The sequence below is a fragment of the Paraburkholderia sp. BL18I3N2 genome (assembly GCF_003001875.1).
In the GTDB taxonomy this organism is placed as follows: Bacteria; Pseudomonadota; Gammaproteobacteria; order Burkholderiales; family Burkholderiaceae; genus Paraburkholderia; species Paraburkholderia phytofirmans.
The window spans coordinates 1-24,610 of record NZ_PVNC01000002.1; the positions used below are offsets into that span (position 1 = coordinate 1).

Sequence of the window (24,610 nt, forward strand, 5' to 3'; positions counted from 1 at the left end):
ATATCAGCCTGTTCCACTACCGCAACCAGGGCGCGGACTACAGCTCGATTCTGGTCGGCATCCAGGTGCCGGACAGCGAGAACGAGGCGTTCAACCAGTTTCTCGCCACGCTCGGCTATCCGAACTGGGAAGAGACGCAGAACCCGGTGTATCGACTGTTCCTCGCTTGATTACTTAGGACCGCAATCCGCAGATGGCTCTTTCGCTCGTCGACAAACTGGTGGTGGCAATCTCGTCGCGCGCGCTGTTCGACTTCGAGGAAGAGAACCGCGTGTACGAGGAAGGCGATCTGCAAGCCTATGAAGCGTTGCAGCGCGACCGCCTGACCGTGCCCGCCAAACCGGGCGTGGCGTTTCCGCTGATCCGCAAGCTGCTGGCTTTGAACACCGGCGGCCATCGCGTCGAAGTGGTGATCCTCTCGCGCAGCGATCCGATCAGCGGACTGCGTGCGTTTCATTCGTGCCGGGAACATGGACTTGCCATCGAGCGTGGCGTATTCACGCGAGGACGCGCGCCGTTCGGCTATCTGAAGCCGTTGAACGCGTCGCTGTTTCTGTCCGCGAATCAGCAGGACGTGCGCGACGCGCTGGCCGCCGGATTTCCCGCCGCGCGCGTCTTGCCCGAATCGGCGAAAATGGCGAGCAAGTATCCGGACGAAATCCGCATCGCCTTCGACGGCGACGCCGTGCTGTTTTCCGACGAAGCCGAGCGCGTGTTCCAGAAGGATGGCCTGCGCGCCTTTGTCGGCCACGAGATTCACAATAAGGATCTGCCGCTCGCGGACGGTCCGTTGAAGCCGTTGCTCGAAGCGCTGCACCGGCTGCAAAAACTCGCGGACGAAGCCGCGCCGATGCATATTCGTACGGCATTGGTCACGGCGCGTTCGGCGCCCGCGCACGAACGCGCGATCCGCACCTTGATGGCGTGGAACATCGAAATCGACGAAGCGATGTTCCTCGGCGGCCTCGACAAGAGCGCTTTTTTGCGCGAGTTCGAGCCGGACTTTTTCTTCGACGACCAAATTGGCCACTGCGAATCGGCCCGCGTCGTGACGGCGACGGGGCACGTGCTGAGTGGCATCGTGAACGCATCATGACACCCGAACAATCACCGCTGGGCAAGCCCTCCGCTTACACCGAACAATACGACGCGTCGCTGCTGTTTCCGATCGCGCGAAAAAATGCGCGCGAGGCGATCGGCATCGGCGCGCAGTTGCCGTTCTTCGGCACGGACATCTGGAATGCGTATGAGTTGTCGTGGCTGAATGCGCGCGGCAAGCCGCAGATCGCGGTAGCAACGTTCTTCGTGCCGGCGGATTCGCCGAATATCGTCGAGTCGAAGTCGTTCAAGCTCTACCTCGGCTCGTTCGCGCAGACCGCGTTCGAGTCGATGGACGTGGTGCGCGATACGATCAAGCGTGATGTGTCCGCGTCGTGCGGCGCGACCGTGTCGGTTCATCTGGCCGCGCCGTATGAGTTCGGCAAATTGCAGATGGAAGAGTTTGAAGGTTTATCGCTGGATCGGTTGGACCTCGATACGGATGTTTATCATCCCGATGCCTCATTGCTGACGGCTGCGCTTGATGAAGCGCCCGTCGAGGAGACTTTGGTCTCCAACCTGCTGAAGTCGAATTGCCCGGTGACGGGGCAGCCGGATTGGGGCAGCGTGCAGATTCATTACGTGGGCCCGCAGATCGATCACGCAGGCTTGCTGCGCTACATCATCTCGTATCGGAATCACACCGGTTTTCACGAGCAGTGTGTCGAGAAGATTTTTCTCGATGTGCTAAAGGCCTGCAAGCCGGTGAAGCTCGCCGTGTATGCGCGTTATACGCGACGCGGCGGGTTGGACATCAATCCGTTCCGCACTAATTACAACTTGCCGATGCCGGACAATATGCGGTTGGCGCGGCAATAATAAGTGGGTTGTTCGCCGCGGCAATTTGATCGCGAATCCGCGGCGAACGAAACCGGCTAAATCTTCATTCAGGGTTAAGCCGTGGGCTTCTTATAAGCCACACAATCCACTTCAACCCGGCAATCGATCACCATCGAAGAAACGACACACGCGCGCGCCGGCGGATTCTCGCCGAAGTACTCGCGGAACACCTTGTTGAACGACGCGAAGTCACGCGGGTCATCCAGCCACACGCCGCAGCGGACCACGTGTTCCGCGCCATAGCCGGCTTCCTTCAGGATCGCGAACACGTTCTGAATCGCCTTGTGCGATTGCTCGACGATGCCGCCGTTGATCACTTCGCCGTTTTCCATCGGCGTCTGTCCTGATACGAACAGCCAGCCGTCCGCTTCGACCGCACGCGCAAACGGCATATGCTGACCGCCCGTTCCCTTGCCGCCTTCAACACCATATCGTTTCATCATCACACTCCTTAAAAAGTCCGGCACGCGTTCAGCAGAATCGCCGCGCGCGCCGCAATCGATCACTCAATTAATCAATCGGTCGAACAAACAATCAGAACGCGCCGTGCGCATCGCCCTTCGACGCCGCACCGCGCGCCACGAAGTGACCCGCGCGTTCGCCGGTCACTTCACCATCGCGATACGTCAACACGCCGTTCACCCACACCGCGTCGATGCCGTCGGCGGCCTGTTGCGGGTTTTCGAACGTCGCCACGTCGCGCACCTTGGCCGGGTCGAATAAAACCAGATCGGCGTGGTAACCGATATGCACCTCGCCGCGCTGCGTGAGCCCATAGCGACGCGCCGACAAACTGGTCATCTTGCGCACCGCCTCTTCGAGCGGCAGCAAGCCCGCGTCGCGCGCATAGTGGCCGAGCACGCGCGGAAACGCACCCCACAAGCGCGGATGCGGCAGCGGATCGTTCGGCAATCCATCCGAGCCGACCATGGTCGCGGGATGCGAAAGAATGCGCCGCACGTCGTCTTCGGACATGTTGTGATACACCGCGCCCGCCGGTTGCAGGCGCTTGCCGGCTTCCTGCTGCGAAACGCCCCACTCCGCCGCAATCTCTTTCACGAGCTTGCCCGCCATCTCCGGATGCGGCTCCGACCACGTAATCGTGATGTCGATATCGCCCGTCACCTGCTTCACATCGAGCGTCGACGAACTGCGGTTGTACGGATAGCAATCGCAACCGATCGGCTGCAGGCGGCTCGCGCCTTCGAGCGACTTCAGCACTTCTTCGCTGCGTCCCCAGTTCGACGGACCCGCGCACTTCAGATGCGAAATCACCACCGGCACGTGCGCGTGACGGCCCACGCGATACGCCTCGTCCATGGCATCGAGAATCGCGTCGAATTCGGTACGCATGTGCGTGGTGTACAACGCGCCGGCCGCGGCAAGTGGTTCGGCCAACGCCATCACTTCTTCGGTCGGCGCTGAGAATGCCGAGCCGTATGCGAGACCAGAGCTCAGACCCAACGCACCGTTGGCCAACGCTTCTTCGAGTTGCGCGCGCATGCCGTCGATTTCCTGCGGCGTCGCCGCACGGTCGAGCCGGTCCATCTGGTTGCTGCGCAACGCCGTATGGCCGATCAGCGCGCCGACATTCACCGCCGGCCGCGCCGCGTTCACCGCTTCGACATACGCGGCGAAGGTCGGATACTGGAATGCGTCGCGCTCACCGAGCAGATTCATCGGATCAGGCGGGTCGCCTTTCAGCGCAACCGGCGACGCGCTGATGCCGCAATTGCCCACGATCACCGTCGTCACGCCTTGCGTGATCTTCGGCAGCATTTGCGGCGAGCGGATCACGTGCGTGTCGTCGTGCGTGTGAACGTCGATGAAACCCGGCGCCAACGCGCGGCCTTCGGCCTCGATCACCTCTTCGGCGAGCCAGTTCGACAGATTGCCGATCGCGACGATGCGGCCGTCGCGAACCGCGACATCGCGTTCGACAGGCGGCGCGCCCGTGCCGTCATACAGTTGCGCGCCGACGATCAGCGTATCAGCGGCTTCGGGATGCGAGTGCATGGATCAGTCTCCTAACGGTTGTCGATCGCCGCCGCCGCGGTGCGTGTCGAGTGCATGCTTCATGCGGCGCAGCAATTCGCGGCTCTCGTCACCCTGACTGACGGCAAGTTCGGTGACGAGCACATCGAGCGCCATCATCATCGCGTAACGCGACGACGACGGCTTGTAAATGAAATCGGTCTCAAAGGCGACGATCGGGATCACCCAATCGGCGAGCCGCGCGAGCGGCGAAGCCGGCGCGGTCAGCGCGATCACGGTCGCGCCATAGCTGCGCGCGATCTTGCAGTTCTCGACCATCTCGGGCACGCGCCCGGTAGTAGAGAGCGCGATCACCACGCATTCGCGCGACACGGTGCTGGCCACCATGCGTTGCAGCAAGCCGTCCTGATACGTCGCGACAGGCCGGCCCAGGCGCACGAGCCGGAAGCGCATCTCGTCGGCGAGCGCGGTCGAGCCGCCGCCCATGCCGAACACGTAGATCATGCGCGCGCCGCGCAAAGCGGCGGCCGCATCGCCCAGCGGCGCCTGGCGCAGCAATTGGTGGTTATGCGCGAGCGCGGTCTGCAATTCATCGAACACGCGAGTCGCGATCGGCTCGGGCGCGTCGCTCGGGCCGCCGGCCTGCAGAAAGCGCTGCCCCACGGCGGCGGCCTGCGCGAGCCGCAGCTTCAGCTCACGCACATCGCGGCAGCCCACCGCCTTGGCAAAGCGCGTCACGGTCGCGACGCTCACCTCGGCCTGCTGCGCGAGCGCGCCGATGCTGGCGCGCGAGGCGCCCGTCAGATCGTCGAGAATCAGCGCGGCGACCTTGCGTTCAGCCGAGCGCAGTTCCGGCGCGCATTCGGCAATGCGCGCGACGATGTCGAAAGCCAGCGGTTCGGCGGTTAGGTTCATTGCAGATATGGGAGGCTGCGCGAAAGGCTGAGCGGGGCATCAATCTCGCGCCTTGCGGCAAGCCGTGGTACTAAATAACATTTCTCCATCCATCGTACTTTCGGTAACATGGTAAAGTCAACTTCCATTCAATTTAACCGGACGATGGAGCAAGGAGACATGAAAGTTACAAACTATCAGGGCGCAACGATTGATCCTTATAGCAAGGGCTTGGGCATGGTTCCGGGCACCAGCATTCAACTCACGGATGCCAAGCGCCTCGAGTGGAATCTGCTGAACGAAGACGTGAGCCTGCCGGCTGCCGTGCTGTATGCGGACCGGGTGGAGCACAACCTCAAGTGGATGCAGGCATTCGTCGCGGAATACGGCGTCAAACTCGCGCCGCACGGCAAGACGACGATGGCGCCGCAGCTGTTTCGCCGTCAGCTCGAAAACGGCGCGTGGGGCATCACCCTCGCCACCGCGCATCAGGTGCGCGCGGCTTATCACGGCGGCGTCTCGCGTATTCTCATGGCCAACCAGCTGGTCGGCCGTCACAACATGATGATGGTCGCCGAGTTGCTGAGCGATCCGGATTTCGAATTCTTCTGTCTTGTCGATTCGGTCGAAGGCGTCGAGCAGTTGGGCGAGTTTTTCAAGTCGGTGAACAAGCAGTTGCAGGTGCTGCTCGAACTCGGCGTGCCGGGCGGCCGCACGGGCGTGCGCGACGCGGCGCAGCGCAATGCCGTGCTCGATGCGATTGCACGCTATCCCGACACGCTGAAGCTCGCCGGCGTCGAGTTGTATGAAGGCGTGCTCAAGGAAGAACACGAAGTGCGCGAGTTCCTGCAAAGCGCGGTTGCGGTTACGCGCGAACTCGTCGAGCAGGGCCGTTTTGCGCGTACGCCGGCTGTGTTGTCAGGCGCGGGCTCGGCCTGGTACGACGTGGTCGCGGAAGAATTCGTGAAGGCGTCGGAGACCGGCAAGGTCGAGGTCGTGCTGCGCCCCGGCTGCTATCTGACGCACGACGTCGGCATCTATCGCAAAGCGCAGACGGACATTTTCAAGCGCAATCCGGTTGCGAAAAAAATGGGCGAAGGGCTGCTTCCCGCGCTGCAATTGTGGGCCTATGTGCAGTCGATTCCCGAGCCGGATCGCGCGATCATCGGTCTCGGCAAGCGCGATTCCGCGTTCGACGCCGGCATGCCGGAACCGGCGCGCCACTATCGTCCGGGCAATGAAGCGCCGCGCGATATTGCTGCAGGTGAAGGCTGGGAGATTTTCGGTTTGATGGATCAGCACGCATATCTGCGGATTCCGGCAGGCGCTGACCTGAAAGTGGGCGACATGATCGCGTTCGACATTTCGCATCCGTGTCTGACGTTCGACAAGTGGCGTCAGGTGTTGGTGGTCGATCCGGCGTATCGCGTGACGGAAGTGATCGAAACGTTCTTCTGATGTGGCTCGCGAAGGGCGCGTTCTCGGGCAACGAGGCGCGCCTTTCGGGGTGTCGCGGAACGCGTGATTTTTCGCGCCGCCGCGCCGAACCGATATGTTTAATCGCGCCCGTCCTTCTGGTGAATCAAGGCTGACGTGGCGCTTCACTCCCCACTGTCTCGGGCGCCTGAGCGGCAGCCTCGCCTGCTCCGGCTGCATTCGCCGTCGCCGCTACTTCGCCGATCCTCGCCTCGAGCATCTTCAACGCACCCGACAGCGCGTTCAGCGCCTCGTCCGGCAACACGGCGATCGTGTCGTGCAGAAACGCATTGCGGCGCGGCAAGCTGGCTTTAGTGGCCGACTGCCCCGCGTCAGTCAGGCGCACATTGGTCACGCGGTTGTCGCGCGTATCCATGCTGCGAGCAATCCAGCCCAAACCTTCCAGCGTTTTCAGTTGCCGGGTCAGCGCGCCCGGATCGACGCGCAGGCGCTCCACCAGCCGCTTCTGCGACGACTCGCCGCCCTGGTCGTGCAGCGCGAGCAGAATGCGCCAGCGCGGCAACGGATGGCCGACGTGCGCCTCGAAAGCCGACATGAACGCCCGATATGTGCGGCCGAATTGCTGCATGACGGCGACGCGGTCCTGTTCTTCCATGATCTGTCAGTAAAACGGTAAGTCTAAAAAATCAGTCCGCGTGAATCACGGGCTCGAGCTTGCGTTGGAGCTTGACCGGCGGCACTCTGCGGCTCTGCCACACCGACACCACGGCGATGATCGCCGCCATGGCGAGCCCCAGATGAATCGCCGACACGAGCGCTTCGCGCGCGGTCTCGAGCAGCATCGCGCCGTTATGGCCCGCATGCGTCAACTGACTGAGCAAAGTAGTTTGCGCGTCGCGATTGATGAGGATCTGCGGGTCGCCGAGGTCCGCGAACCATTGCGACGCGTGATCGTTGTCCAACGCGCTGCGCACGCCGCTCGCGTACATATGGCTGACCAGCGTGCCGGTCAGCGCCGTGCCGATCATCCCGCCGATCATCCGCAGCGACTGCAGCAGCGCCGTTGCGATACCGAGGTGTTCGCGGCCGGCCGTTTGCTGCGCGAAGATCGTCAGGTTCGGCATGACGAAACCGAGCCCCAATCCGCCGACGATCATGAACGACATCAAGAGCCACTGCGGCATGGCGCGCGTTGCAACGACCACACCGAGGCACGCGAGCGCGAGCAGGGTAAAGCCGACATACAGCATCAGATTCGGATTGCGCACGCGCGAGACGATGCGCCCATTGGCGATGCTGCCGATCGTGATGAACACGACCAGCGGCGTGATGACGAGACCCGCTTCTTTCGGCGACATGCCGAAGCCGCCCTGGAACAGCAACGGTGCGTAGAACAGCAGCGAGAACATCGAAAAGCCGCCCAGCACGGCGAGCGTGAAGAGCGCGGCGAGACTGCGGTTGCGGAACATGTCGACCGGCAGGATCGCCGTCGGGCAACGCTTTTCCCACTGCCACAACGCGTAAGCCGACGCGACGCTCAGCACCAGCAAGGCGATCGCGCCCAAAGTCACGCCATGCTTCGGCAGCAACTCGACGAACAGCTGCAGCGAGCCGAGCGCCACGGCGATCAACACAGCGCCGGGCCAATCGAGACGCATCTTGCCTTCGTGTTCGACATGACGCAGATGCGGCAGGAAGCGCCAGACAAAAAACAGCGACAGCAGGCCGACCGGCAGATTCACGTAGAAAACCGAGCGCCAGCCGTAATACTGTGTGAGGAACCCGCCGAGCGATGGCCCCACTGCGTTCGCGATGCCAAACGCCGAGCTCATCAGTACTTGCCAGCGCAGACGCACGACCGAGTCGGGAAACAGATCGGGAATGCAGGCGAACGCGGTGCCGACCAGCATGCCGCCGCCGATTCCTTGCAGGCCGCGCGCGAGCACGAGGAACAGCATGTTGTTGGCCGCGCCGCACAGCACCGAAGCGGCAGTGAACACGACGATCGACGCAATCACGAAGGGCTTGCGCCCGTAATAATCGCCGAGCCGGCCGAAAATCGGCACGGTGATCACCGAGGTCAGCAGATACGACGTGGCGACCCACGCGTACAGCTCAAAACCTTTGAGTTCGGCGACGATCGTGGGTAGCGCGGTGCCGACCACGGTCTGGTCGAGCGCGACCAGCATCGTGACGAAGGAGATGCCGAGCATCGCCAGCAGCGATTCACGGAACGGTAAAACTTGCCCACTCGAGTGATGGGCCGCGGTATGGACAGCCATTTTTGATAGCGCAACAGTTGACTTGTCAAACGATTGGGAATCATACCACGCTGCGACGCTCTAAGCGGGACAAGCCGCTGCGGTTAGCCGCGTCGGCAATCGACGGAAGAACGAAAATCACATGACGCCAGGGAGGCACATGGAGCCGAGTTCGCTCGCAACACAATCGTTATCGGACGACGACCTGAAGGCGCTGCGGCGCGCCAAACACGAACTGGAGAGCCCCGCTCTGGCGATGAAGCTGGCGAGTATAGTCGGCGCGCCGCTGGAGAAACTGCTCTCGCGCATGCCGGCGTTTGCCAACGAAAAGGTCACCGACGCGACGGAGCTGGCGCTACGCAAGTGCCTGGCGATCGCGCTGCGCACGCTCGGGCGGCAGGACGGCGCGACGCCGCTGGCGGTGCCCGACAAGCCGAGCAACTTGCTGCACAAGTTTGCCGTGGCGACCACCGGCGCGGCTGGCGGCGCATTCGGACTGTTCGCGCTGCCCGTCGAACTGCCCGTCACGACCACGCTGATGTTCCGCTCGATCTGCGATATCGCGCGCAGCGAGGGCGAGGATCTGACGTCGATCGACACGCAGCTGCAATGTCTGACGGTGCTCGGCATGGGCGGCACGTCGAAAGCCGACGACGACGCCGACTTCGGCTACTTCATCATGCGCGGCGCGCTCGCGCAGGCGGTGTCGAAGGCGTCATCCGAAATCGCCACCAAGGGCTTCACCACGCATGGTTCGGCGGCCTTGCTGCGCCTGCTCAACACGATCGCCGCACGTTTCTCCGTGCAGGTGAGCGAGCAGATCGCCGCGAAGTCGATTCCAGCGATCGGCGCGGTGCTCGGCGCGATGGTCAATACGGTGTTCATCGACCACTTCCAGCAGGTCGCGCACGGTCACTTCACCGTGCGTCGGCTGGAACGGCATTACGGCCAGGCGACGGTCGAGGCCGCCTATCAGACGATCGACATCGCGCTCGACGGCTGAGCCGCGCGGCTCGTCACGCGCCGCACGAAGGCGGCGGCGCGATCGAGCGCGCGATTTGCCTCGGGGATGAACGGCGCGAAGATCGGCCAGACGTGCGGCATCTTGTTCCACACTTCGAGTTCACAATCGACGCCTGCCGCGCGCGCATTGTCGGCCACGCGCCGCGAGTCGTCGAGCAATACCTCCGTGCTGCCTGCCATGATGAAGAGCGGCGGCAAGCCATGCAGGTCGGCATAGACCGGCGACGCGTAGGGATGCGTGGCCGGCGAGTCGCCGAGATAGATCTTCCCGGCCCGCTCGATCGCGGAGCCGCTGAACATGGGATCGAGATTGTCGTTGCTGCGGATGCTGGCGCCGGTCGCGGCCAGATCGGTCCACGGCGAGAACAGCAGGCCGCCTGCGGGCATAGGGTCGCCCGCGTCGCGCAGCGCCACCAGTGTGGCGAGCGCAAGGCCGCCGCCCGCTGAATCGCCCGCGATTACGATCGACTCCGGCGCGATGCCGTCGGCGATCAACTGACGGTAGGCCGCGGTCGCGTCATCGAGCGCCGCCGGGAAACGATGCTCCGGCGCGAGACGGTAGTCGAGGGAAAAAACCGGTGCATCGGCGCGCGTCGCCAGACCGAACACGATCGAGCGATGGGTACGCGGGGAACAGAAGTAGTAGCCGCCGCCGTGGCAATACAGCACGGTCGGTCCGGCGTTTGCCGCTGACGCGCGGTCGGTGCGCTCGATCCACTCGCCGCGCAACGGCGCATCGTTCAGACTGTAAAGCTCACGCAGAAGCCAGCCGCTCGGCACCCGCGGCGACCAGGCGCGCTTGGCGGTCAGCGCGCGCGCCCTTTCGACATCGATGCGCGGCTTGAGGGTTTCCGGTCGAAACTGCCGGCGCAGATACCAGCACGCGAGTGCGCTTTGCCAACTCATCGGACACGCTCCTTCGATTGTGTCCTGCCATGTTACGTGCGTTCGCGGCTGCGCCGGTGGATGGCGGCTTCTAATCTTGAAAAACGCCCGCAGCGCCGGGTAAGGCCTTCCGCTCGCCTAGTTCGCCGGCAAAACCTGCCCACGGATTTCACCCATCGGGTTCTGCGCGGTATGAACGTTGAAGTACCACTGGCCCGCCATCAGGTCCGTCACCTGCTGTTCGGTCAGCGCCGCCGAGCCTTTGATCGGGCTGGCGAGCGCGCCCTTGTCGATGGGCACCTGAACCTTGGCGTTCTGGCCGACCGGCGCGGGTCCGTGGAAATGCGCGGCGGTTGCCGGGCCGCTCAAGCCTTCATAGGTGACCGTCCATCGCAGGGATTTCGTCGACGTGTCGAAGGTGGCGTCCAACATGCCGTGCCCGTGGCTCACGCGAGGCGGCACTTCGCTCGAAGGCTCGAGATCCGCCTTCAGCGCCACCGTATCCGCGAAGGCGACGCCCGACGCCAACGCCCACAACACCACTGCAAGATTCACTTTTCGAAGCGCAATCATGGTCTTCTCCGGACTTGATGCACCGCCGCACCGACACTCGGCCGCGCGCGAAGCCACCACATACTAGTGCAAATCCGTCAAATCTGTTTGTGCTGGAGCGCGCGTGGCGTCGCGCGTTTTTTAGTCAGATTTCGTTTAGTGCAGTCGCTTTCAGGCGCATTGAAACACGTGGCGAGTTTGTAGGTGTCCGTAGCGATTCCTAGGGCGTTTCAGACACACGTACGTGCACGTGATATTGATCCGAACGCGTCCGGGCGACGTTTTCATCGATTTCCTCAAACAGTTAATTGCGGATTTTGTAATGAATGAACTGCAATATCCCGGTTATGCTTCTGCTTGCGAGAAGTGACTCCTTCATCGAGGGAAGTCTCCAAATCTTTAACGCGGCTTCGGCCGCGTTTTTTTTCGTCTGTTTGACCTGCTTGGCGTATTTGTCGCGCCCTTGTCGACAGAGGCGCCGCCGCTTCAAAGCGATTACATTCGCAGGAGCGGTACTCTATACGAGCAAGGCGGCCTGCTGTTCGATTCCGTCGAGCATCGCATTGCACTTGTCGATTAACAGCATCCCGTCGTCACGCACACGTTCCGGCGGTTTGACGGTGATTTCACGGCGATAGTCTTCAAGCGCCTTGAGCAGCGGCGGATATTGCAGAACGCTCGCTGCCCCCGCCACGCGATGGAGCCACTCGCGCACACGTTCCACCTCGATACGTTCGGACTCCCCGCGCTCGAGCAACGGCGACAACGACTGCACGTCTTCACGCACGGACGACACGAACGAGTCGAGCAAAGCCTTGACGGTCGATTCGCTGCCCCATAGTTGGGTCATGTGACCGAGGTCGACCGGCACGAACGGTTCCGCGCCGCCATGCACATCCGGCACCGCAACCGCCGGTGTGCTGACTGCTTCCGAAGGCGCGGCTTGCCACGCGCTGTCAGTGCCAAACCAGCGGCTCAGATAATCACGCAGCGTGGCGAGCCGGGTCGGCTTCACGAGGCTATCGTCCATGCCCGCGTCGCGGCAAAGATTCAGGTCTTCGGGCGCGGTGTTCGCCGTGATACCCAGAATGGGCAGGCGATAAGCGCCGTCCTGCTCACTTTCACGAATACGGCGCGTGAGTTCGTAACCGGACACGTTCGGCATGTGGCAATCCGTGATCAGACAGCCGTAATTCGTATGTTCAAGCGCGGCCAGCGCCTCGGCGCCGTCGTTCGCCACGTCGCAGGCAAAACCGAGCAAGGCGAGCTGATGACGAATCAACTCCTGATTGACCGGATGATCTTCTGCGACGAGGATCAGCCGCCCACTGGCAATGGCCCGCTCCCGATCCGGAGGCGAAGCGCCGAATTCCGACGTGCGCGGCATGCCCGCCGATCGAGGCCCCGCCGACGGCAGCCCCGTCATCGCAGCGGCGCACGCGGCGCCCAGGCCGCGCCACGAAATGGGATTGATGCTGACGCGCACGTTGTCGTCGAGAATGCGGTAACCCGTCGGCTTCGGCTTCTCGGTCAGACAGATGAATCGCGTGCGCGGCCTGATGTCCGCCGGCAAGATCACATCTTCACTTACGAACAGTAGATCGATTTCGGCGAGTGCAGCGCGATCGCGCAGTTCCGGTGCATCAGGCGAGATGTAGCGCAACTTGAGTCCAAGCGCCTCGCCAAAGTGCAACAGCGCCTGCGCGATGCGCGCGTCGCCGGTTGCCACGATTCCGCGTTTGCCGCGCAAGCCGTTGACCGAATAGCGCTGTGTCTCGACAGGCATGGCGAGCCGCACGGTCATGCGCGTGCCGTTTCCCGGTTCGCTGCGCAACGTGAGCGAACCGCTCATGAGGTCGATCAGCTTGCGGCAGATCGTCAAACCGAGGCCCGTGCCGCCGAAACGGCGTGTGGTGGACGATTCCGCCTGCACGAACGGCTCGAACAGCTTGGCCTGCACTTCTGGCGCAATGCCGATGCCGGTGTCCTCGACGACCATTTCGAGCGTCTGAATGCCGTCGTCTTGCGCGACGACCGACACGCGCACGTCGACCTCGCCCTGCGGCGTGAACTTGATGGCATTGCCTAGCAAGTTGAAGAGAATCTGCCGCAGTCGGACGCTATCGCCGCGCAGCGTGGCGGCGACGTCCGGCCCGATATCCACGCGAACTTTCAGGCCCTTTTCATGGGCGCGGCCAGCCAACAGGCCGACAGCGTTGTCCACCAGTTCACGTATGTCGATGGATTCGGCCTCGATGGTCAGCCGCCCCGCTTCGATTTTCGAATAGTCGAGCAAGTCGTCGAGAATCTGCAGCAGCGCGCCCGCCGACTCATGGATCATGCCCAGCATTTCGCCCTGGTCCGCGTTGAGCGGCGTGCGCTCGAGCACTTCCACGAGCCCGAGCACGCCATTCATCGGCGTGCGGATTTCATGGCTCATCATGGCGAAGAAATCGTCTTTGGCACGGGAGGCCGCTTCGGCCAGATCGCGCGCTCGCGCAAGCTCGTCGGAGCGCGCGTGCTCCAAGCTGGCGTCCACCCAGTAACCGCTCCAGACGACGCTTCCATCCGATTCGCGGCGCGGTACCAGTTCGGCTCGCGCCCATTTGATGTCCTGGTCGCCGGCGAAACGGAACTCCATGTTGACCGGCCTTTCGCTGTGCGCCGAACGCTCGAGTTCAGCCAGCACGAACGCCCGATCCTCCTCGCACACCCGTTGGAAATCGACCTGATCGCTGACGTTCTGCAAACTGCCTCGCCCACCTAGGAGATGACGCGCGTCGCCGCTGATATACGGAAACGTATACGCTCCATCCGCCGTGCGACGCAGTTGAAACACGACGGCCGGCAGCGAGCGCGTCACGTCGAAGAGGCGCCGCTCGGTTTCGCGCGCACGCATTTCAGCGCGCCGGATATCGGTGATATCGACCATCGTGCCGAGCACGCAAGCCGGTTGCCCGTCACTGCCGCGACAGATTCGGGTCCAGAAAAGCCCATGCCGCACGTTGCCCGCGCCGCGCTCGAACTGCAACTCCACCTGCGCAGTCTCGCCGCCGTTCAGCATCTCGCGGGTCATCTCGTCCAGGATGCGGCTATTGGCCTCGCCCCACGTTTGCACCTGCAAGCTGGTTCGTCCGACGACCGCCTCGCGGCTCAACCCGCAGGCTTGCTCATAGGCTTCGTTGACTGCGAGATAACGGCCGTTGAGATCCTTGGCGACGAGCGGATAGGGCACCGTCTTCATCAACGTTTCCTGGAAGTTCAGTTGCAGTTCCAGCTCCCGCTCCGTTTTCTTGCGCAGCCGGACTTCACGCTGCAGCAACAGATAGGCACGCAGGGTGATCAGCAGCACGACGCAGACGCCGATCAGCACCGGCAGCAGACGCACCGCGGTCACGCTCCACGTGCCGGCCCCCGGTGCATTGCCCGTGACCCACTTCTGCCGGATGCGCTGCTTTTCCGCAGCCGGCATAGCCAGCAATGCGCGGTCGATCAACCCAGCGAGTGGGCTCAGGTCCGGGCGTACGGCAAAGTCGAGCGCGTCGGAATCGCCAACCGTGCCAAGGATCTTGAGGACGCCGCCGTACTGTTGCTTGAGCAGGATATCGGCGGCGGCCACGTTGCCCACCAGAACGTCCGCCTCGCCGGACTCAACCATCTTGAGCGCGTCGTCGAGACTGGGCGCGACCACGACGTGGTCCGCCGGAATTCGCTGGAATGCCAGCGCAAGCGACCCGGCGACATGCGACGAAACGACAATGCGGCGTGACGCAAAATCGTTCAGCGAGCGAGCCGCCGGTTCGTCCTCGCGCCCGACGAGCACCAGTGGGTAGCTCTCGTACGCGCTGGTGTGCCGCGCCTTCGTAAGGCGTGGATCATGACTCGAAGCAGTGGCGAGGATCGCGAGTTCACCGCGCTGAAATGATTTGATCGCGGCGGGCCAGTCAGCCGTGCTGGCGCGATTGAATACGACGCCGAGCGTGCGGCTCAAATACGTCAGATAGTCGGCGGCAATGCCTGCGGGCCGGCCGGAACCGTCGACGTAACTGAAGGGCGCCCAGCTGTTATCGAAACCAACCTGCAACGGCGGCAGAGAACGAAGCCAGTCCTGCTCTTGCGGCGTCAGCGCGAGACGCGGCGTGGCGGGCACAGGCTTCGCGTCGAAGTTGCCGGATAACCAGCGCATGCGGATCGCCGCCTCGTCGGCCGGGTTCATCGACGCGAGCGCCCGATCGAGCTGGTCCCGCAACGCAGTCTGGTTCCGAGGCACTGCGAAGCGCAAATTGGAAGTTTTGGCGTTCTCCTCGAAGGCCACTCGCAGGCCACGAAACTCGTCGGTGGACAATGCATATTGCACGGCCGCAGTGAAGCCGAGATAGACATCGGCGTCGCCCCGGTTCACGGCGGCGAGTGCGTCGCGCGTCGCCGCGAACGTGATGATCTGGGCGCGTGGGAAGCGCTCCCGCGTCACACGCTCGATCGCAAAACCTTTTTCTAGCGCGATGCGCGCTCCCGCTAACTGGGCGGGATTTCCATAACTGTTACTGTCCCGGCGCACCACGACCGACGAGGAAGAGCGGAAATAAGGCGCGGTAAAACTCAGGCACCGCTCGCGCTCGGGGGTGCGGGCAAGGCTCGTCAGCAGATCGACCTGTCCGGCGCAAGCGGCGGCAAGCAATTGCGGCAGGTCCGGAAACGCCTTGGCTTCGATCACCACGTTCGGCCCGACAAGGGCGCGCAGATAGTCGACGCTCATGCCAGTGAGTTGGCCGTCTTGCAGGGCGTCGAACGGCAGCCAGCTGTTAGCGAGAACGCCGACGGTCAGTTTCGCGGGAAAATTGGCGACAACCTGAGTGTTCGAGCGATTGTCGAACGATTGGGCAACGGCTGTTGTTTGCGCGGCGACCAATGAGAGCCATGCGAACAGACACAGCGAGATGCGTGCAAGCACACGCCTCATTGCAACGCCCGGCACGAAATTGACGGCAGGCACGATGATGGCACTTGGCAACACTCAGGCAACTTCGCCGCGCCCGTCGGCGAGCGTGGCGGCGGCGAGGTCTGCCTTGCCGTGCACAAACGAGAAGAGCGCCCCGGCCATGACACCGCCCGACAGCGGCGCGGCCCAGAACAGCCAAAGCTGATCCAGCGCCCAGTCGCCGACGAACAGCGCCTGGGCCGTGGAGCGGGCGGGATTGACCGAGCCGTTGGTCACCGGAATCGACACCAGATAGACCAGGACCAGGCAGGCGCCGATGACCAGCGGCGCGATCGGCGCCATGTCTCGCCTGTGGGCGATCAACAGGCTTGCCATGATGAAACCGAAGGCCAGCACGAACTCGACGGCCACCGCCGAATGCAGTTGATAGTCGGCAGGAGAATGGTCGCCGAAGCCGTTTGCCGCGAATTCGCTCGCGGCCAGATCGAACCCTGGACGCCCGCCCGCCACATAAAGCAGCAGCGCGGCGGCAACGATCGCACCGAGAACCTGCGACGCAATATAGGGGAGCAGATCCCTGACCGGAAAACGTTGCGCGACCGTGAAGCCTACGGTGACAGCGGGATTGAAATGACCGCCGGACACGCCGCCGAAGCAATAGGTGGCCGTAGCGAGGGCGAGGCCGAATGCCAGCGCGACTTCCAGCACACCGCCTGCCTGCTGGATCGCACCGACGTTCAACACGATGCTGCCGCAGCCGACGAACACCAGCCACGCTGTTCCGACACCCTCGACTAACAACCGCTTACCTAACGCATCCATGCCGCCTCCTGGTTCTGTCCGCCAGGCAGACGGTGTTACACGATTGCCGTCACAAATCTGCCTGTATTCTCACGGCCCGGGCATCGGTCAGCTTGGTGAAACAACTGCTTCATCAGATGAGCACGGAATAAAGCCGCAATGAATTGAGAACTATGAGACGGCAACGTCCGGCAACCAATCAGAAGACTCCTAAATTATTGGTTCTCCAAATTTATTTTCTGACGGCGCAATGCGATGTGCCCGCCGGATGTCAGATCAGGTCAATCCAATCTGCCGCGCATAATCGATCAAGTCGGCTTCCGTTTCCAGCCCAAGCTTGCGCATCGCGCTACGTTTTTGCGTACTGATGGTCTTGCCGCTGCGCTGCAGTCGCACCGCGATCTCATGGACGGCAAGACCTTGCACATAAAGTTGGAATACTTCCCACTCGCGTGCGCTCAGCATGCCGGCGCGCAGTTGCGGCGGCGCGTCGGCCGCGTCAATCGCGACCCGCGCGTGTTCCGACAGATAGATGCGCCCGGCAAAAGCGGCCTCGATCGCGTCGATCAATGCGGTGACAGTCTCGCGTTTGTCGACGATTCCGCCCACGCCGATATGCAAAAGTCCGGACAGCATGTGCGCATGGCAGATCATGGTGAGGACCACGACGCAAGGATGCGACTGGCCCCGCAGCAGGCGGCGCAAAAACGACACCGCGTTGCTGCCGCCATGAATGCCCGGCATGCTGATATCGGAAACGACGACGTCGCACGCGCGGGCGTCGAGCAACTCCGCCAGCCCGTCTGTATCGGCCGCTTCGCCGACACATTCGATGTGCGGCGCGGCTTGCAGCACGCGCTTGACGCCGACGCGAACGCAGTCGTGATCGTCTGCGATGATGACGCGGATCTTTTGTCTCATTTTCTGTTGTCTTATCGATTGGCACGCCCTGCACGCAGTGTGCTTCCCCGGGCGTTGCCAATACATCTTCTATTCGTCGCGCGACGGCGCGACACGTCACTGACTCACCACCGGCTCATCGCCGCTTCGGGATGCGCTCCTCGGGAATCACACCGTACTCGACCGCGAAACGAAACAGTTCTGCGTCGCTGCGCAGGGCGAGCTTGCGCATGGCAGTGCACTTCTGCGCGCTGATCGTTTTGACGCTGCGCTCCAAACGCACGGCGATCTCAGTCACGCCGTACCCCGACGCATATTGGGTGAACACTTCGAGTTCGCGGCGCGAGAGAATCTTCCGGACATAGTCGAGCCGCTGGATCGCCGTTGCGTCCGCGATCAATGCGCGCACCGCGGGCCCGACATAGCACTCGCGCGCCAGCGCCGTGATGACGGCCACGTGAATCAGGTCGATCCGGTCGCGCTTGCTCACCAGTCCCTCGACGCCGAGTGAAATCACCTTTTGAAGTTCGGCCGCCTCGGTTTCCATGGTGAGCACGACGAGCGCGATGTCCGGGTACCGTGTCTTGAATTGCCTGACGGCTTCCAGTCCGCTGCCATCCGAACCGCCCGGCATGTAGAGGTCCATGAGCACAAGGTCGCATGAACGGCGATCGATTTCCGCGAAGAGTTCGGTGGCGTCGGCTGCACGACCGACGATTTCCATATTCGGATAGCTGTTCATCAGGTTTTCAATCGCCAACAGCACCAATGGGTGATCGTCCGCGATGATCGCGCGAACGGGTGTGCTTACCTCGGCGGTGTCGCGCATCTTTTATTTCTCCTCCGTCCCAAATTAACTTCCGCCTCTCTATGAACAAAACGGCTCTTCTCGCGATCATTAAATACTTCACCGAGAATAACCATAAGATCGCTCCGAAACAACCTCACTTAATTCACAAAATAAACTGCTTAGATATGCGATTAAAAATTAAGAATTCCATAAGCACGCACGTAAGAGAAAAGACCGGGATCATTGGTGACGCCTAGTTTTGCCATTGCCTCGCGTTTTTGCCGCGTGACCGTGCGGCGATCGCAACCGAGCGCAGCGGCAATGTCGGAGATCGACTGGCCACTTACCAGCAGCCTGACAACTTCGGCCTGCTTGCCCGTCAAACGCGGCGCCGGCGGTCGTTCGCACTCGGGATCCTGCGGACGCGCCAGTGCTTCGACGATGGAACGGCCGAGGTACGCGTGACCATCTCGAGCCGCCACGACCGCTTGTCGAAGCTCGTCCATCGACTCAGCTTTGCCGACCATGCTCACGGCGCCGTCCGACACAATGGCACGAAGGATCGCGGGGTTTGTCAGAGTCGTCATCACCACGATGCGCAATTGCGGCCAGCCACTGCGGATTCGTCGCACGAGATCGAGGCCGTCGTCGACGGCGAATGAATGATCCGGCATGGAGAGATCGGTGACGAGCACATCGCAGGGCGTGCTCCGCAGGCATTCGATCAGCGAAACAGGATCCGTCGCCTGATCGACGACGATGACGCCGGCCTGCATTTCCAGCGCGGCGCGGACGCCAAGGATTACGAATGGATGATCGTCCGCCAGGATAATTCGAAGATTCACCAGGATTTTCTCTCGTTTGTTGTAGGAGTGAATGCGCATACGCAGAAAAATCTTAACGACTCTGCGCCTGCTTTAACGGCCCCTCGGAACGCATAGCGCGCCAAGGCGGCCATAAAATCATCGCCACAACCCCAAGAAAATCGGAGCGTTCTGAATCCTGCGGAGAAACTAATAGTCCATTGCGGATCTATCCGAAAAAAGGAAAACCTAAATACCCAAAATGAATATTTCTATTTTTTAAGTGGCGCAATTTCCATGTAAACCTGGCGACTCGATCATGCGCTATGGAATTCCGACGCGCCGTCTCGCCCAACCAATTGAGGGACCTCCGCGCCCGCCCTCGGCAATGCCAACGACGGGCGCTGCGGTTCATCAAGTTGCGTCGCAAGCGCGCGCCGTCCCCACTTTGGTTTCACGCGCCGCGCGCGGAAACACCGGCAACGCGATCAATGCGCATATGCTGGTCACGGCCCACACCATCGGCCACGAACCGATCGACAACAGCGGCGGAATCGCCAGCGGCGTCAGGAACAGCGTAAGAAACACACAGGTGTTGCCGATCGCGAGCGCGGTGCCCGCACGGCTTGTCCCTGCCAGCGTTGCGAGTTCCGTGAAGGCCACGCCGTGCCATGCCGACGCGCTTACACCGCCCAGCACGACCATTACTGCGAATACCGCCGTCATCGCCATGCGATGCATGCCGGCGAGGCCCGTCAGCAGCGCGAGCGAGGCGAACAGCACCGCGGTCAGCAGACTACAGGCACGCATGTAGGCCCGCCGGTTGCCGCGCCGGTCGGTCCAACCGCCGCTCCAGACCCGTGCGATCGCAGCGCCCGTTTGCACCGCGGCCATCGTTACGCTGATCGCAAGCACGCCGGCGCGGCTGAAATCGTGAAGAAACACCGTGCCGAACGTCACCACAGCGAGTTGCGGCACGCACAGCGCGCCGGCGCCGAGCGCCACGCGCCAGATGCCGATGTCGCGCAACGGCGAGACCCTGGCCGGCACGCCGCTCGCCGCTGCCGTGTCGCGGACTTCACGCGCGCCGTCCGCATCGGCATGAGAAGGTTCGTGCAACCAGCGCCACGCGAACGCCGCCGTGATCGCGCAGGCGAACGCCAGCACGCTATAGGCGCTCGCGAAACCGAAGCGTGACGCGAGCACCGGCAGCAGCAATGCGCCCAAGCCGCCGCCCGCGGGCACCGCCGTCTGGCGGATACTCATGGCCAGGCCGCGCTCACCCTCGCGAAACCACGCCATCACCGCGCGGCCGCTCGAACCGTTGACGCTGCCGCCGAGCAGTCCGACCAGCAACAGCCCGAGCGCGAGCATCGTCACGCTCGGCACATGCGCACCGGACGGCACGACGAACAGCGCGAGGCCGGCCAGCGCGGCTGCGGTCGAAAGCAGTCCGAGCAGCAGGACGCGCCGGTCGCCCCAACGGTCGGTCAGCATCCCCCACGGCAATTCGCTGACCGCGATGCCGAGGCCGAGCATGCCGAGCACGAGGCCCAGGCCGTCATTGCCCAGGTGATACCCCGAGCGCAAGAAAACCGCTGTCGTCGGAATTCCCGAGAACGCTGCCGAAAAACTCGCGTTCGCGGCGAATCCGACTCCCAGCACCTTCCATCGATGACTTGCCGTTCGCCCGCCGGACAAACCCAAGCCCGCAATTGTTTCGCTTCCCATGACGCCCTCCGCAAAGAATCTGGGGGTATCCTACGGCTGAGGCTTCCATCGGAAAAGGCGGAATTTCAGATGACTTCCATCGGACATACCGAATCATGACCCAACGTGGATTTGACCTGACGCAGTTGCGGACCTTTGTCGCCGTGGCCGAATCGGGCAGCGTTTCGGCGGGCGCGGAGCGGGTGTTCCTGTCGCAGTCCTCCGTGAGCGAGCAGTTGAAAAAACTGGAGGAGCGCGCCGGCCAGCCGCTGTTCGTGCGCAGCAAGCAGGGCGTGAGCGCCACGCCGGCCGGCAGCCGGCTGCTCGACCACGCACGGCGCATCATCGCAATGAGCGAAGCCGCGTTCGAAGATTTGCAAGGCCGCTCGCTCGACGGCGAATTGCGCATCGCCATCACGGACTACTACCGCCCGCACGACATCGCGCGCATTCTCAAAACGTTCTCGGAACAGCACCCGCGCCTGAAGCTGCATGTCACGGTGCTGCCGAGCGCGGTGATCGACAGCAATGCGGGCGACGATGCGTCGTTCGATATCGGGCTCTCGTTGCGGCTCGTCACGGACAACACGCGCGCCGCGGGCCGGCGCACCGGCGCGCAAAGCACCGTTGTGCGGCGCGAGAAACTGCTGTGGGTCAGCGCGGCCGATTCGGGCACGCGACCAGCCACGCCCTATTCGCTCGTGTTGCTGCCGTCGAGCTGCCAGTTGCAGCGCTTCGTCGTGAAGCTGCTGGACGAGCACAAGGTGCCGTACGTGGTGTCGCACTCCGCATCAGGCGTGGCCGGTTTGCAACTCGCGCTGAAGGCCGGGCTCGGCATTTCCTGCCTGAACGAATCGTCGATTGGCGGTGGCGTCGTGGCCTGTCCGGCGAGCGTGGGCTTGCCCGCGTTGCCCGCCGTCGAGTTTCATCTGTTGCCTGGGCGAATCGGCGAAACCGAACTCGTCAGCAACGCCCGCACCGCCTTGATGGCCCTTTTCAGTTGACTCATCGATGATGGGCTCACGCCGTCTTGCCGAAGCGCGCGGCTCATCATCAAACAATCACATTCGCGCGATAACGTCGGGCGCGAGACGATTCACACTGGAAATGTTGAAAGCCCCTTAAGCGACGCCTATGATGATCAGGTGTCCCGTCGAATGAGCTTGTTTGCTATTGACGCTTCGACTGAATTCCTGCAACCTCGTACACGCTGCTGAACGTTTTCAAGCGTTAATTCCCGCAGCCCGAAGCCGCCACCCACCGGCGCATTCAGGCAGATCGTTGTTTATATAAAGCAATCGCATCGCCGTAGCGAATCACCGTTCGCCGTCCAGAATAAGTCCGTTTCGATTTGCTGTTCTTGCAGTCGCTATACAAGAAAAATATCGACAAAAGTTGACCTGCGTCAGCCGTCGGTTTCACTAGCGAATCCACGTGCGAACGCGTGAAAGATAATCGAGAACATAGAACGTTCCACCATCGAGGCCTGGCGTGCATCGTCGAACTATCGGATCGTCGGTTCTGTTTGTGCTTTATGTCATATGGAGCGGCGTGGCGCTCGCCGCCGACGCGTCCGGCGCCATGCCCTCGGCCATGGACGAACGCGTGCGCGCCTGCACCTCGTGTCATGGCGTGCAAGGGCAAGGCCTGAACAACGACTACTTTCCGCGCATTGCCGGCAAACCGGCCGACTATCTGTTCAATCAGTTGACCGCGTTCCGTGACGGCGGCCGTACCTATCCGCCCATGGGCTATCTGCTCGCCTTCCTGCCCGACGACTATCTGCGCAAGATCAGCCAGTATTTCGCCGATCTGCAGCCGCCCTACCCCAACGCCGATCAAAGCAAGGTCGCGCCTGCCGTGCTCGCCGCCGGACAGCGCCTCGTCACGCAGGGCGACCCGGCACGCAAGATACCCGCATGCATTGCGTGCCATGGCGCGCGCATGACCGGCACGCAACCCGGCATTCCCGGCCTGCTCGGTCTGCACGCGAGTTATATCGCCGGACAGATGGGCACCTGGCGCTCGGGCACGCGCCACGCGCTCGCGCCGGACTGCATGCATTCGATCGCCGTCAAGCTGACCGACAAAGACATCACCGCGGTATCGAGCTGGCTTGCGCGCCAGCCGCGTCCTGCCGATCCGCGCTTTGGTCACCATGATGAAGCGCCGTCGCGGACCGGCATCGCTCGTGTCAGGTCTGCTGGTTGGCGGCCTGCTCGTGGCCGGCAGCGCCGCGCTTCTGCGTGCATGGCCTACGCCTGTGCTGATCGCCGAAGCACGCGCCGCCGAGACCAACGCAGCGTCCACGTCAGGCGCCGACACGCGGCCCGACATCGTCAGACGCGGCGAATATCTGGCGCGCGCCGGCGACTGCGTCGCCTGCCACACGGCGCCGCGCGGCAAACTGTTCGCCGGCGGCCTCGCGATGGAAACGCCGTTCGGCACGTTGTACTCGCCGAACATCACGTCGGACGCGCAGTACGGCATCGGCACCTGGAGTCAGGAGGCGTTCTTCAAGATGATGCGAACCGGCCGCAAGCCGGACGGCACGTTGATCTACCCGGCCATGCCGATCGCGCAATACACCAAGGTCACGCGTGAAGACTCGGACGCGATCTACGCGTATCTGAAGACGGTCGCGCCGGTCCGCGAGCCGAATCACAAGCACACGCTGCGCTTCCCGTTCAATCAGCGCAACCTGCTGTACGGCTGGCGCACGCTCTATTTCCGCGAGGGTGAGTTCCAGCCCGATCCGACGAAATCAGTCGAATGGAACCGCGGCGCGTATCTGGTCGAGGGACTCGGGCACTGCACGATGTGCCACACCAAGATCAACATGCTCGGCGGATCGTCGCAAAGCGAGCAGTTCGCGGGTGGACTGATTCCGGTGCAGAACTGGTACGCGCCGTCGCTGACTTCGGACAAGGACGGCGGCCTCGGCGACTGGAGCATCAAGGACATCGTCGATCTGCTGCAAGCGGGCATTTCCGATCGCGGCGCCGTGTACGGGCCAATGGCCGAAGTCACGTACCACAGCCTTCAGTACATGACGGAAGAAGACGTCAAGGCGATGGCCGTTTATCTGAAGACCTTGCCGGACAAGAGCGGCCGCAAGTCCGGGCCGTCGGCGGCCACGAATACCAACGTGTTCGCGCTCGGCGAAAAAATCTACGCCGACAAATGCGCGCTCTGCCACGGCGAGAAAGGCGAAGGAAAGTTGCAGCATTACCCGCCGCTCGCGGGCAACCAGTCGATCGAAATGGACTCCGCGGTCAATCCGATCCGCATTGTGCTGAACGGCGGATTCCCGCCGGGCACGAAGCGTAATCCGGAACCGTACGGCATGCCGCCGTTCGGTCAGGAACTGAACGACACCGACGCCGCTGCCGTGGTCACCTATATCCGCACTGCGTGGGGCAATCACGGCCAGCCCGTGACGTCCCGCGAGGTCAACGAGTTGCGCAACGCGCCGCTGCATTGAAGCGCTGCACTGGAGAAACTTTAGATGGAAGCGAACGATACCCGCAGCGCGCCGCCTACCGATGACGAAGTGGAACACGTCGTCGCGGCCGGCCCGCATGGCGCGATCGCCGTGGCCGGGGTCGCCGCGCTGATCGTGATGGCGATCTGGTTCGGCTTCTACTTCGTCGTGTTTCTGCCGCGCGGGGTCGTTCACTGA

General features: G+C 62.6%; 20 protein-coding genes and 2 pseudogenes. 9 read left to right on the forward strand and 13 right to left on the reverse strand.

The genetic code is table 11. The features are described 5' to 3' along the window. The 3 genes and pseudogenes from B0G75_RS05910 to queF all read left to right on the forward strand — a co-directional run. Positions 1-170 (forward strand): annotated as a pseudogene (locus B0G75_RS05910) (threonine ammonia-lyase, biosynthetic); the annotation flags it as partial. A gap of 23 nt (positions 171-193) precedes the next feature. Next, the gene (locus tag B0G75_RS05915; RefSeq protein WP_012431706.1) at positions 194-1,096 is read left to right on the forward strand and encodes a 5'-nucleotidase; all 903 of its coding nucleotides are present in this window, start codon (positions 194-196) and stop codon (positions 1,094-1,096) included. Then, positions 1,093-1,917 carry an NADPH-dependent 7-cyano-7-deazaguanine reductase QueF gene (gene queF / locus B0G75_RS05920; RefSeq protein ID WP_106301976.1) on the forward strand — a complete coding sequence of 275 codons (825 nt, stop codon included), beginning with the start codon at positions 1,093-1,095 and terminating at the stop codon, positions 1,915-1,917. Before B0G75_RS05915 ends, queF begins: the two co-directional genes overlap by 4 nt. Before the next feature lie 74 nt (positions 1,918-1,991). On the opposite strand, the gene B0G75_RS05925 is transcribed toward queF, so the two are convergent. The 3 genes from B0G75_RS05925 to B0G75_RS05935 form a co-directional block, all read right to left on the reverse strand. Beyond that, the gene (locus B0G75_RS05925) at positions 1,992-2,378 is read right to left on the reverse strand and encodes a RidA family protein (RefSeq protein WP_007179354.1); all 387 of its coding nucleotides are present in this window, start codon (positions 2,376-2,378) and stop codon (positions 1,992-1,994) included. 94 nt (positions 2,379-2,472) lie between these two features. Further along, positions 2,473-3,954 carry an amidohydrolase family protein gene (locus B0G75_RS05930; RefSeq protein ID WP_106301979.1) on the reverse strand — a complete coding sequence of 494 codons (1,482 nt, stop codon included), beginning with the start codon at positions 3,952-3,954 and terminating at the stop codon, positions 2,473-2,475. A gap of 3 nt (positions 3,955-3,957) precedes the next feature. Further along, a complete protein-coding gene (locus B0G75_RS05935; protein ID WP_106301982.1) occupies positions 3,958-4,848 on the reverse strand; it encodes a MurR/RpiR family transcriptional regulator in 891 nt (296 codons plus the stop codon). Positions 4,849-5,007: 159 nt separating this feature from the next. On the opposite strand from B0G75_RS05935, the gene B0G75_RS05940 reads away from it, so the two are divergent. Continuing rightward, positions 5,008-6,285, forward strand: coding sequence for an amino acid deaminase (locus tag B0G75_RS05940; RefSeq protein ID WP_106301985.1), 1,278 nt, complete (start codon positions 5,008-5,010; stop codon positions 6,283-6,285). Between the two features lie 124 nt (positions 6,286-6,409). Here B0G75_RS05940 and B0G75_RS05945 read toward each other — a convergent pair whose 3' ends face one another. Further along, positions 6,410-6,919, reverse strand: a complete 510-nt coding sequence (locus B0G75_RS05945) for a MarR family winged helix-turn-helix transcriptional regulator (protein WP_106301988.1) — start codon at positions 6,917-6,919, stop codon at positions 6,410-6,412. 31 nt (positions 6,920-6,950) lie between these two features. Then, positions 6,951-8,546 carry an MDR family MFS transporter gene (locus B0G75_RS05950; RefSeq protein ID WP_106301991.1) on the reverse strand — a complete coding sequence of 532 codons (1,596 nt, stop codon included), beginning with the start codon at positions 8,544-8,546 and terminating at the stop codon, positions 6,951-6,953. A 139-nt stretch (positions 8,547-8,685) separates the two neighbouring features. Between B0G75_RS05950 and B0G75_RS05955 the strand changes: the two genes are divergently transcribed. Continuing rightward, positions 8,686-9,528: an EcsC family protein gene (locus B0G75_RS05955; protein ID WP_106301994.1), complete on the forward strand. Its 843-nt coding sequence runs from the start codon at positions 8,686-8,688 to the stop codon at positions 9,526-9,528. Here B0G75_RS05955 and B0G75_RS05960 read toward each other — a convergent pair. From B0G75_RS05960 to B0G75_RS05995, 8 genes are all read right to left on the reverse strand, one after another. Then, entirely contained in the window at positions 9,498-10,454 is a 957-nt protein-coding gene (locus tag B0G75_RS05960) for an alpha/beta hydrolase (RefSeq protein ID WP_106301997.1), read from the reverse strand. The two genes, B0G75_RS05955 and B0G75_RS05960, sit on opposite strands and share 31 nt — an antisense overlap. 117 nt (positions 10,455-10,571) lie before the next feature. Next, positions 10,572-11,006 carry a CHRD domain-containing protein gene (locus tag B0G75_RS05965; RefSeq protein ID WP_106302000.1) on the reverse strand — a complete coding sequence of 145 codons (435 nt, stop codon included), beginning with the start codon at positions 11,004-11,006 and terminating at the stop codon, positions 10,572-10,574. Between the two features lie 496 nt (positions 11,007-11,502). Next, positions 11,503-15,945, reverse strand: a complete 4,443-nt coding sequence (locus B0G75_RS05970; RefSeq protein ID WP_258194288.1) for an ATP-binding protein — start codon at positions 15,943-15,945, stop codon at positions 11,503-11,505. A 54-nt stretch (positions 15,946-15,999) separates the two neighbouring features. Then, positions 16,000-16,746: an aquaporin Z gene (gene aqpZ / locus B0G75_RS05975; RefSeq protein WP_106302003.1), complete on the reverse strand. Its 747-nt coding sequence runs from the start codon at positions 16,744-16,746 to the stop codon at positions 16,000-16,002. Positions 16,747-17,001: 255 nt separating this feature from the next. Then, positions 17,002-17,646: a response regulator transcription factor gene (locus B0G75_RS05980; RefSeq protein WP_106302006.1), complete on the reverse strand. Its 645-nt coding sequence runs from the start codon at positions 17,644-17,646 to the stop codon at positions 17,002-17,004. A gap of 115 nt (positions 17,647-17,761) precedes the next feature. Beyond that, the gene (locus B0G75_RS05985; RefSeq protein ID WP_106302009.1) at positions 17,762-18,454 is read right to left on the reverse strand and encodes a response regulator transcription factor; all 693 of its coding nucleotides are present in this window, start codon (positions 18,452-18,454) and stop codon (positions 17,762-17,764) included. A gap of 152 nt (positions 18,455-18,606) precedes the next feature. Next, positions 18,607-19,299 (reverse strand): response regulator transcription factor, encoded by a 693-nt coding sequence (locus B0G75_RS05990; RefSeq protein WP_181309181.1) that lies wholly within the window; start codon positions 19,297-19,299, stop codon positions 18,607-18,609. A 333-nt stretch (positions 19,300-19,632) separates the two neighbouring features. Next, positions 19,633-20,949: an MFS transporter gene (locus tag B0G75_RS05995; RefSeq protein ID WP_106302012.1), complete on the reverse strand. Its 1,317-nt coding sequence runs from the start codon at positions 20,947-20,949 to the stop codon at positions 19,633-19,635. Positions 20,950-21,044: 95 nt separating this feature from the next. Here B0G75_RS05995 and B0G75_RS06000 point away from each other — a divergent pair, with 95 nt between their 5' ends. The 4 genes and pseudogenes from B0G75_RS06000 (at position 21,045) to B0G75_RS40535 (ending at position 24,610) form a co-directional block, all read left to right on the forward strand. Then, positions 21,045-21,932: a LysR family transcriptional regulator gene (locus tag B0G75_RS06000; protein WP_106302015.1), complete on the forward strand. Its 888-nt coding sequence runs from the start codon at positions 21,045-21,047 to the stop codon at positions 21,930-21,932. Positions 21,933-22,419: 487 nt separating this feature from the next. Then, a pseudogene (locus B0G75_RS06005) lies at positions 22,420-23,076 on the forward strand (c-type cytochrome); the annotation flags it as partial. Between the two features lie 10 nt (positions 23,077-23,086). Continuing rightward, positions 23,087-24,412, forward strand: a complete 1,326-nt coding sequence (locus tag B0G75_RS06010) for a cytochrome c (protein WP_106303603.1) — start codon at positions 23,087-23,089, stop codon at positions 24,410-24,412. A gap of 24 nt (positions 24,413-24,436) precedes the next feature. Further along, positions 24,437-24,610 carry a hypothetical protein gene (locus B0G75_RS40535; RefSeq protein WP_181309182.1) on the forward strand — a complete coding sequence of 58 codons (174 nt, stop codon included), beginning with the start codon at positions 24,437-24,439 and terminating at the stop codon, positions 24,608-24,610.

Coding starts and splice junctions, on each gene's coding strand:
- B0G75_RS06010 (WP_106303603.1), top strand. CDS start 23,087: ATGATGAAGCGCCGTCGCGGACCGGCATCGCTCGTGTCAGGTCTGCTG.
- B0G75_RS05955 (WP_106301994.1), top strand. CDS start 8,686: ATGGAGCCGAGTTCGCTCGCAACACAATCGTTATCGGACGACGACCTG.
- B0G75_RS05970 (WP_258194288.1), bottom strand. CDS start 15,945: ATGAGGCGTGTGCTTGCACGCATCTCGCTGTGTCTGTTCGCATGGCTC.
- B0G75_RS05965 (WP_106302000.1), bottom strand. CDS start 11,006: ATGATTGCGCTTCGAAAAGTGAATCTTGCAGTGGTGTTGTGGGCGTTG.
- B0G75_RS05980 (WP_106302006.1), bottom strand. CDS start 17,646: ATGAGACAAAAGATCCGCGTCATCATCGCAGACGATCACGACTGCGTT.
- B0G75_RS05940 (WP_106301985.1), top strand. CDS start 5,008: ATGAAAGTTACAAACTATCAGGGCGCAACGATTGATCCTTATAGCAAG.
- B0G75_RS05950 (WP_106301991.1), bottom strand. CDS start 8,546: ATGGCTGTCCATACCGCGGCCCATCACTCGAGTGGGCAAGTTTTACCG.
- B0G75_RS05930 (WP_106301979.1), bottom strand. CDS start 3,954: ATGCACTCGCATCCCGAAGCCGCTGATACGCTGATCGTCGGCGCGCAA.
- B0G75_RS05935 (WP_106301982.1), bottom strand. CDS start 4,848: ATGAACCTAACCGCCGAACCGCTGGCTTTCGACATCGTCGCGCGCATT.
- B0G75_RS06000 (WP_106302015.1), top strand. CDS start 21,045: ATGACCCAACGTGGATTTGACCTGACGCAGTTGCGGACCTTTGTCGCC.
- B0G75_RS05995 (WP_106302012.1), bottom strand. CDS start 20,949: ATGGGAAGCGAAACAATTGCGGGCTTGGGTTTGTCCGGCGGGCGAACG.
- B0G75_RS05945 (WP_106301988.1), bottom strand. CDS start 6,919: ATGGAAGAACAGGACCGCGTCGCCGTCATGCAGCAATTCGGCCGCACA.
- B0G75_RS05915 (WP_012431706.1), top strand. CDS start 194: ATGGCTCTTTCGCTCGTCGACAAACTGGTGGTGGCAATCTCGTCGCGC.
- aqpZ (WP_106302003.1), bottom strand. CDS start 16,746: ATGGATGCGTTAGGTAAGCGGTTGTTAGTCGAGGGTGTCGGAACAGCG.
- B0G75_RS05985 (WP_106302009.1), bottom strand. CDS start 18,454: ATGCGCGACACCGCCGAGGTAAGCACACCCGTTCGCGCGATCATCGCG.
- B0G75_RS05925 (WP_007179354.1), bottom strand. CDS start 2,378: ATGAAACGATATGGTGTTGAAGGCGGCAAGGGAACGGGCGGTCAGCAT.
- B0G75_RS05990 (WP_181309181.1), bottom strand. CDS start 19,299: ATGCGCATTCACTCCTACAACAAACGAGAGAAAATCCTGGTGAATCTT.
- B0G75_RS40535 (WP_181309182.1), top strand. CDS start 24,437: ATGGAAGCGAACGATACCCGCAGCGCGCCGCCTACCGATGACGAAGTG.
- B0G75_RS05960 (WP_106301997.1), bottom strand. CDS start 10,454: ATGAGTTGGCAAAGCGCACTCGCGTGCTGGTATCTGCGCCGGCAGTTT.
- queF (WP_106301976.1), top strand. CDS start 1,093: ATGACACCCGAACAATCACCGCTGGGCAAGCCCTCCGCTTACACCGAA.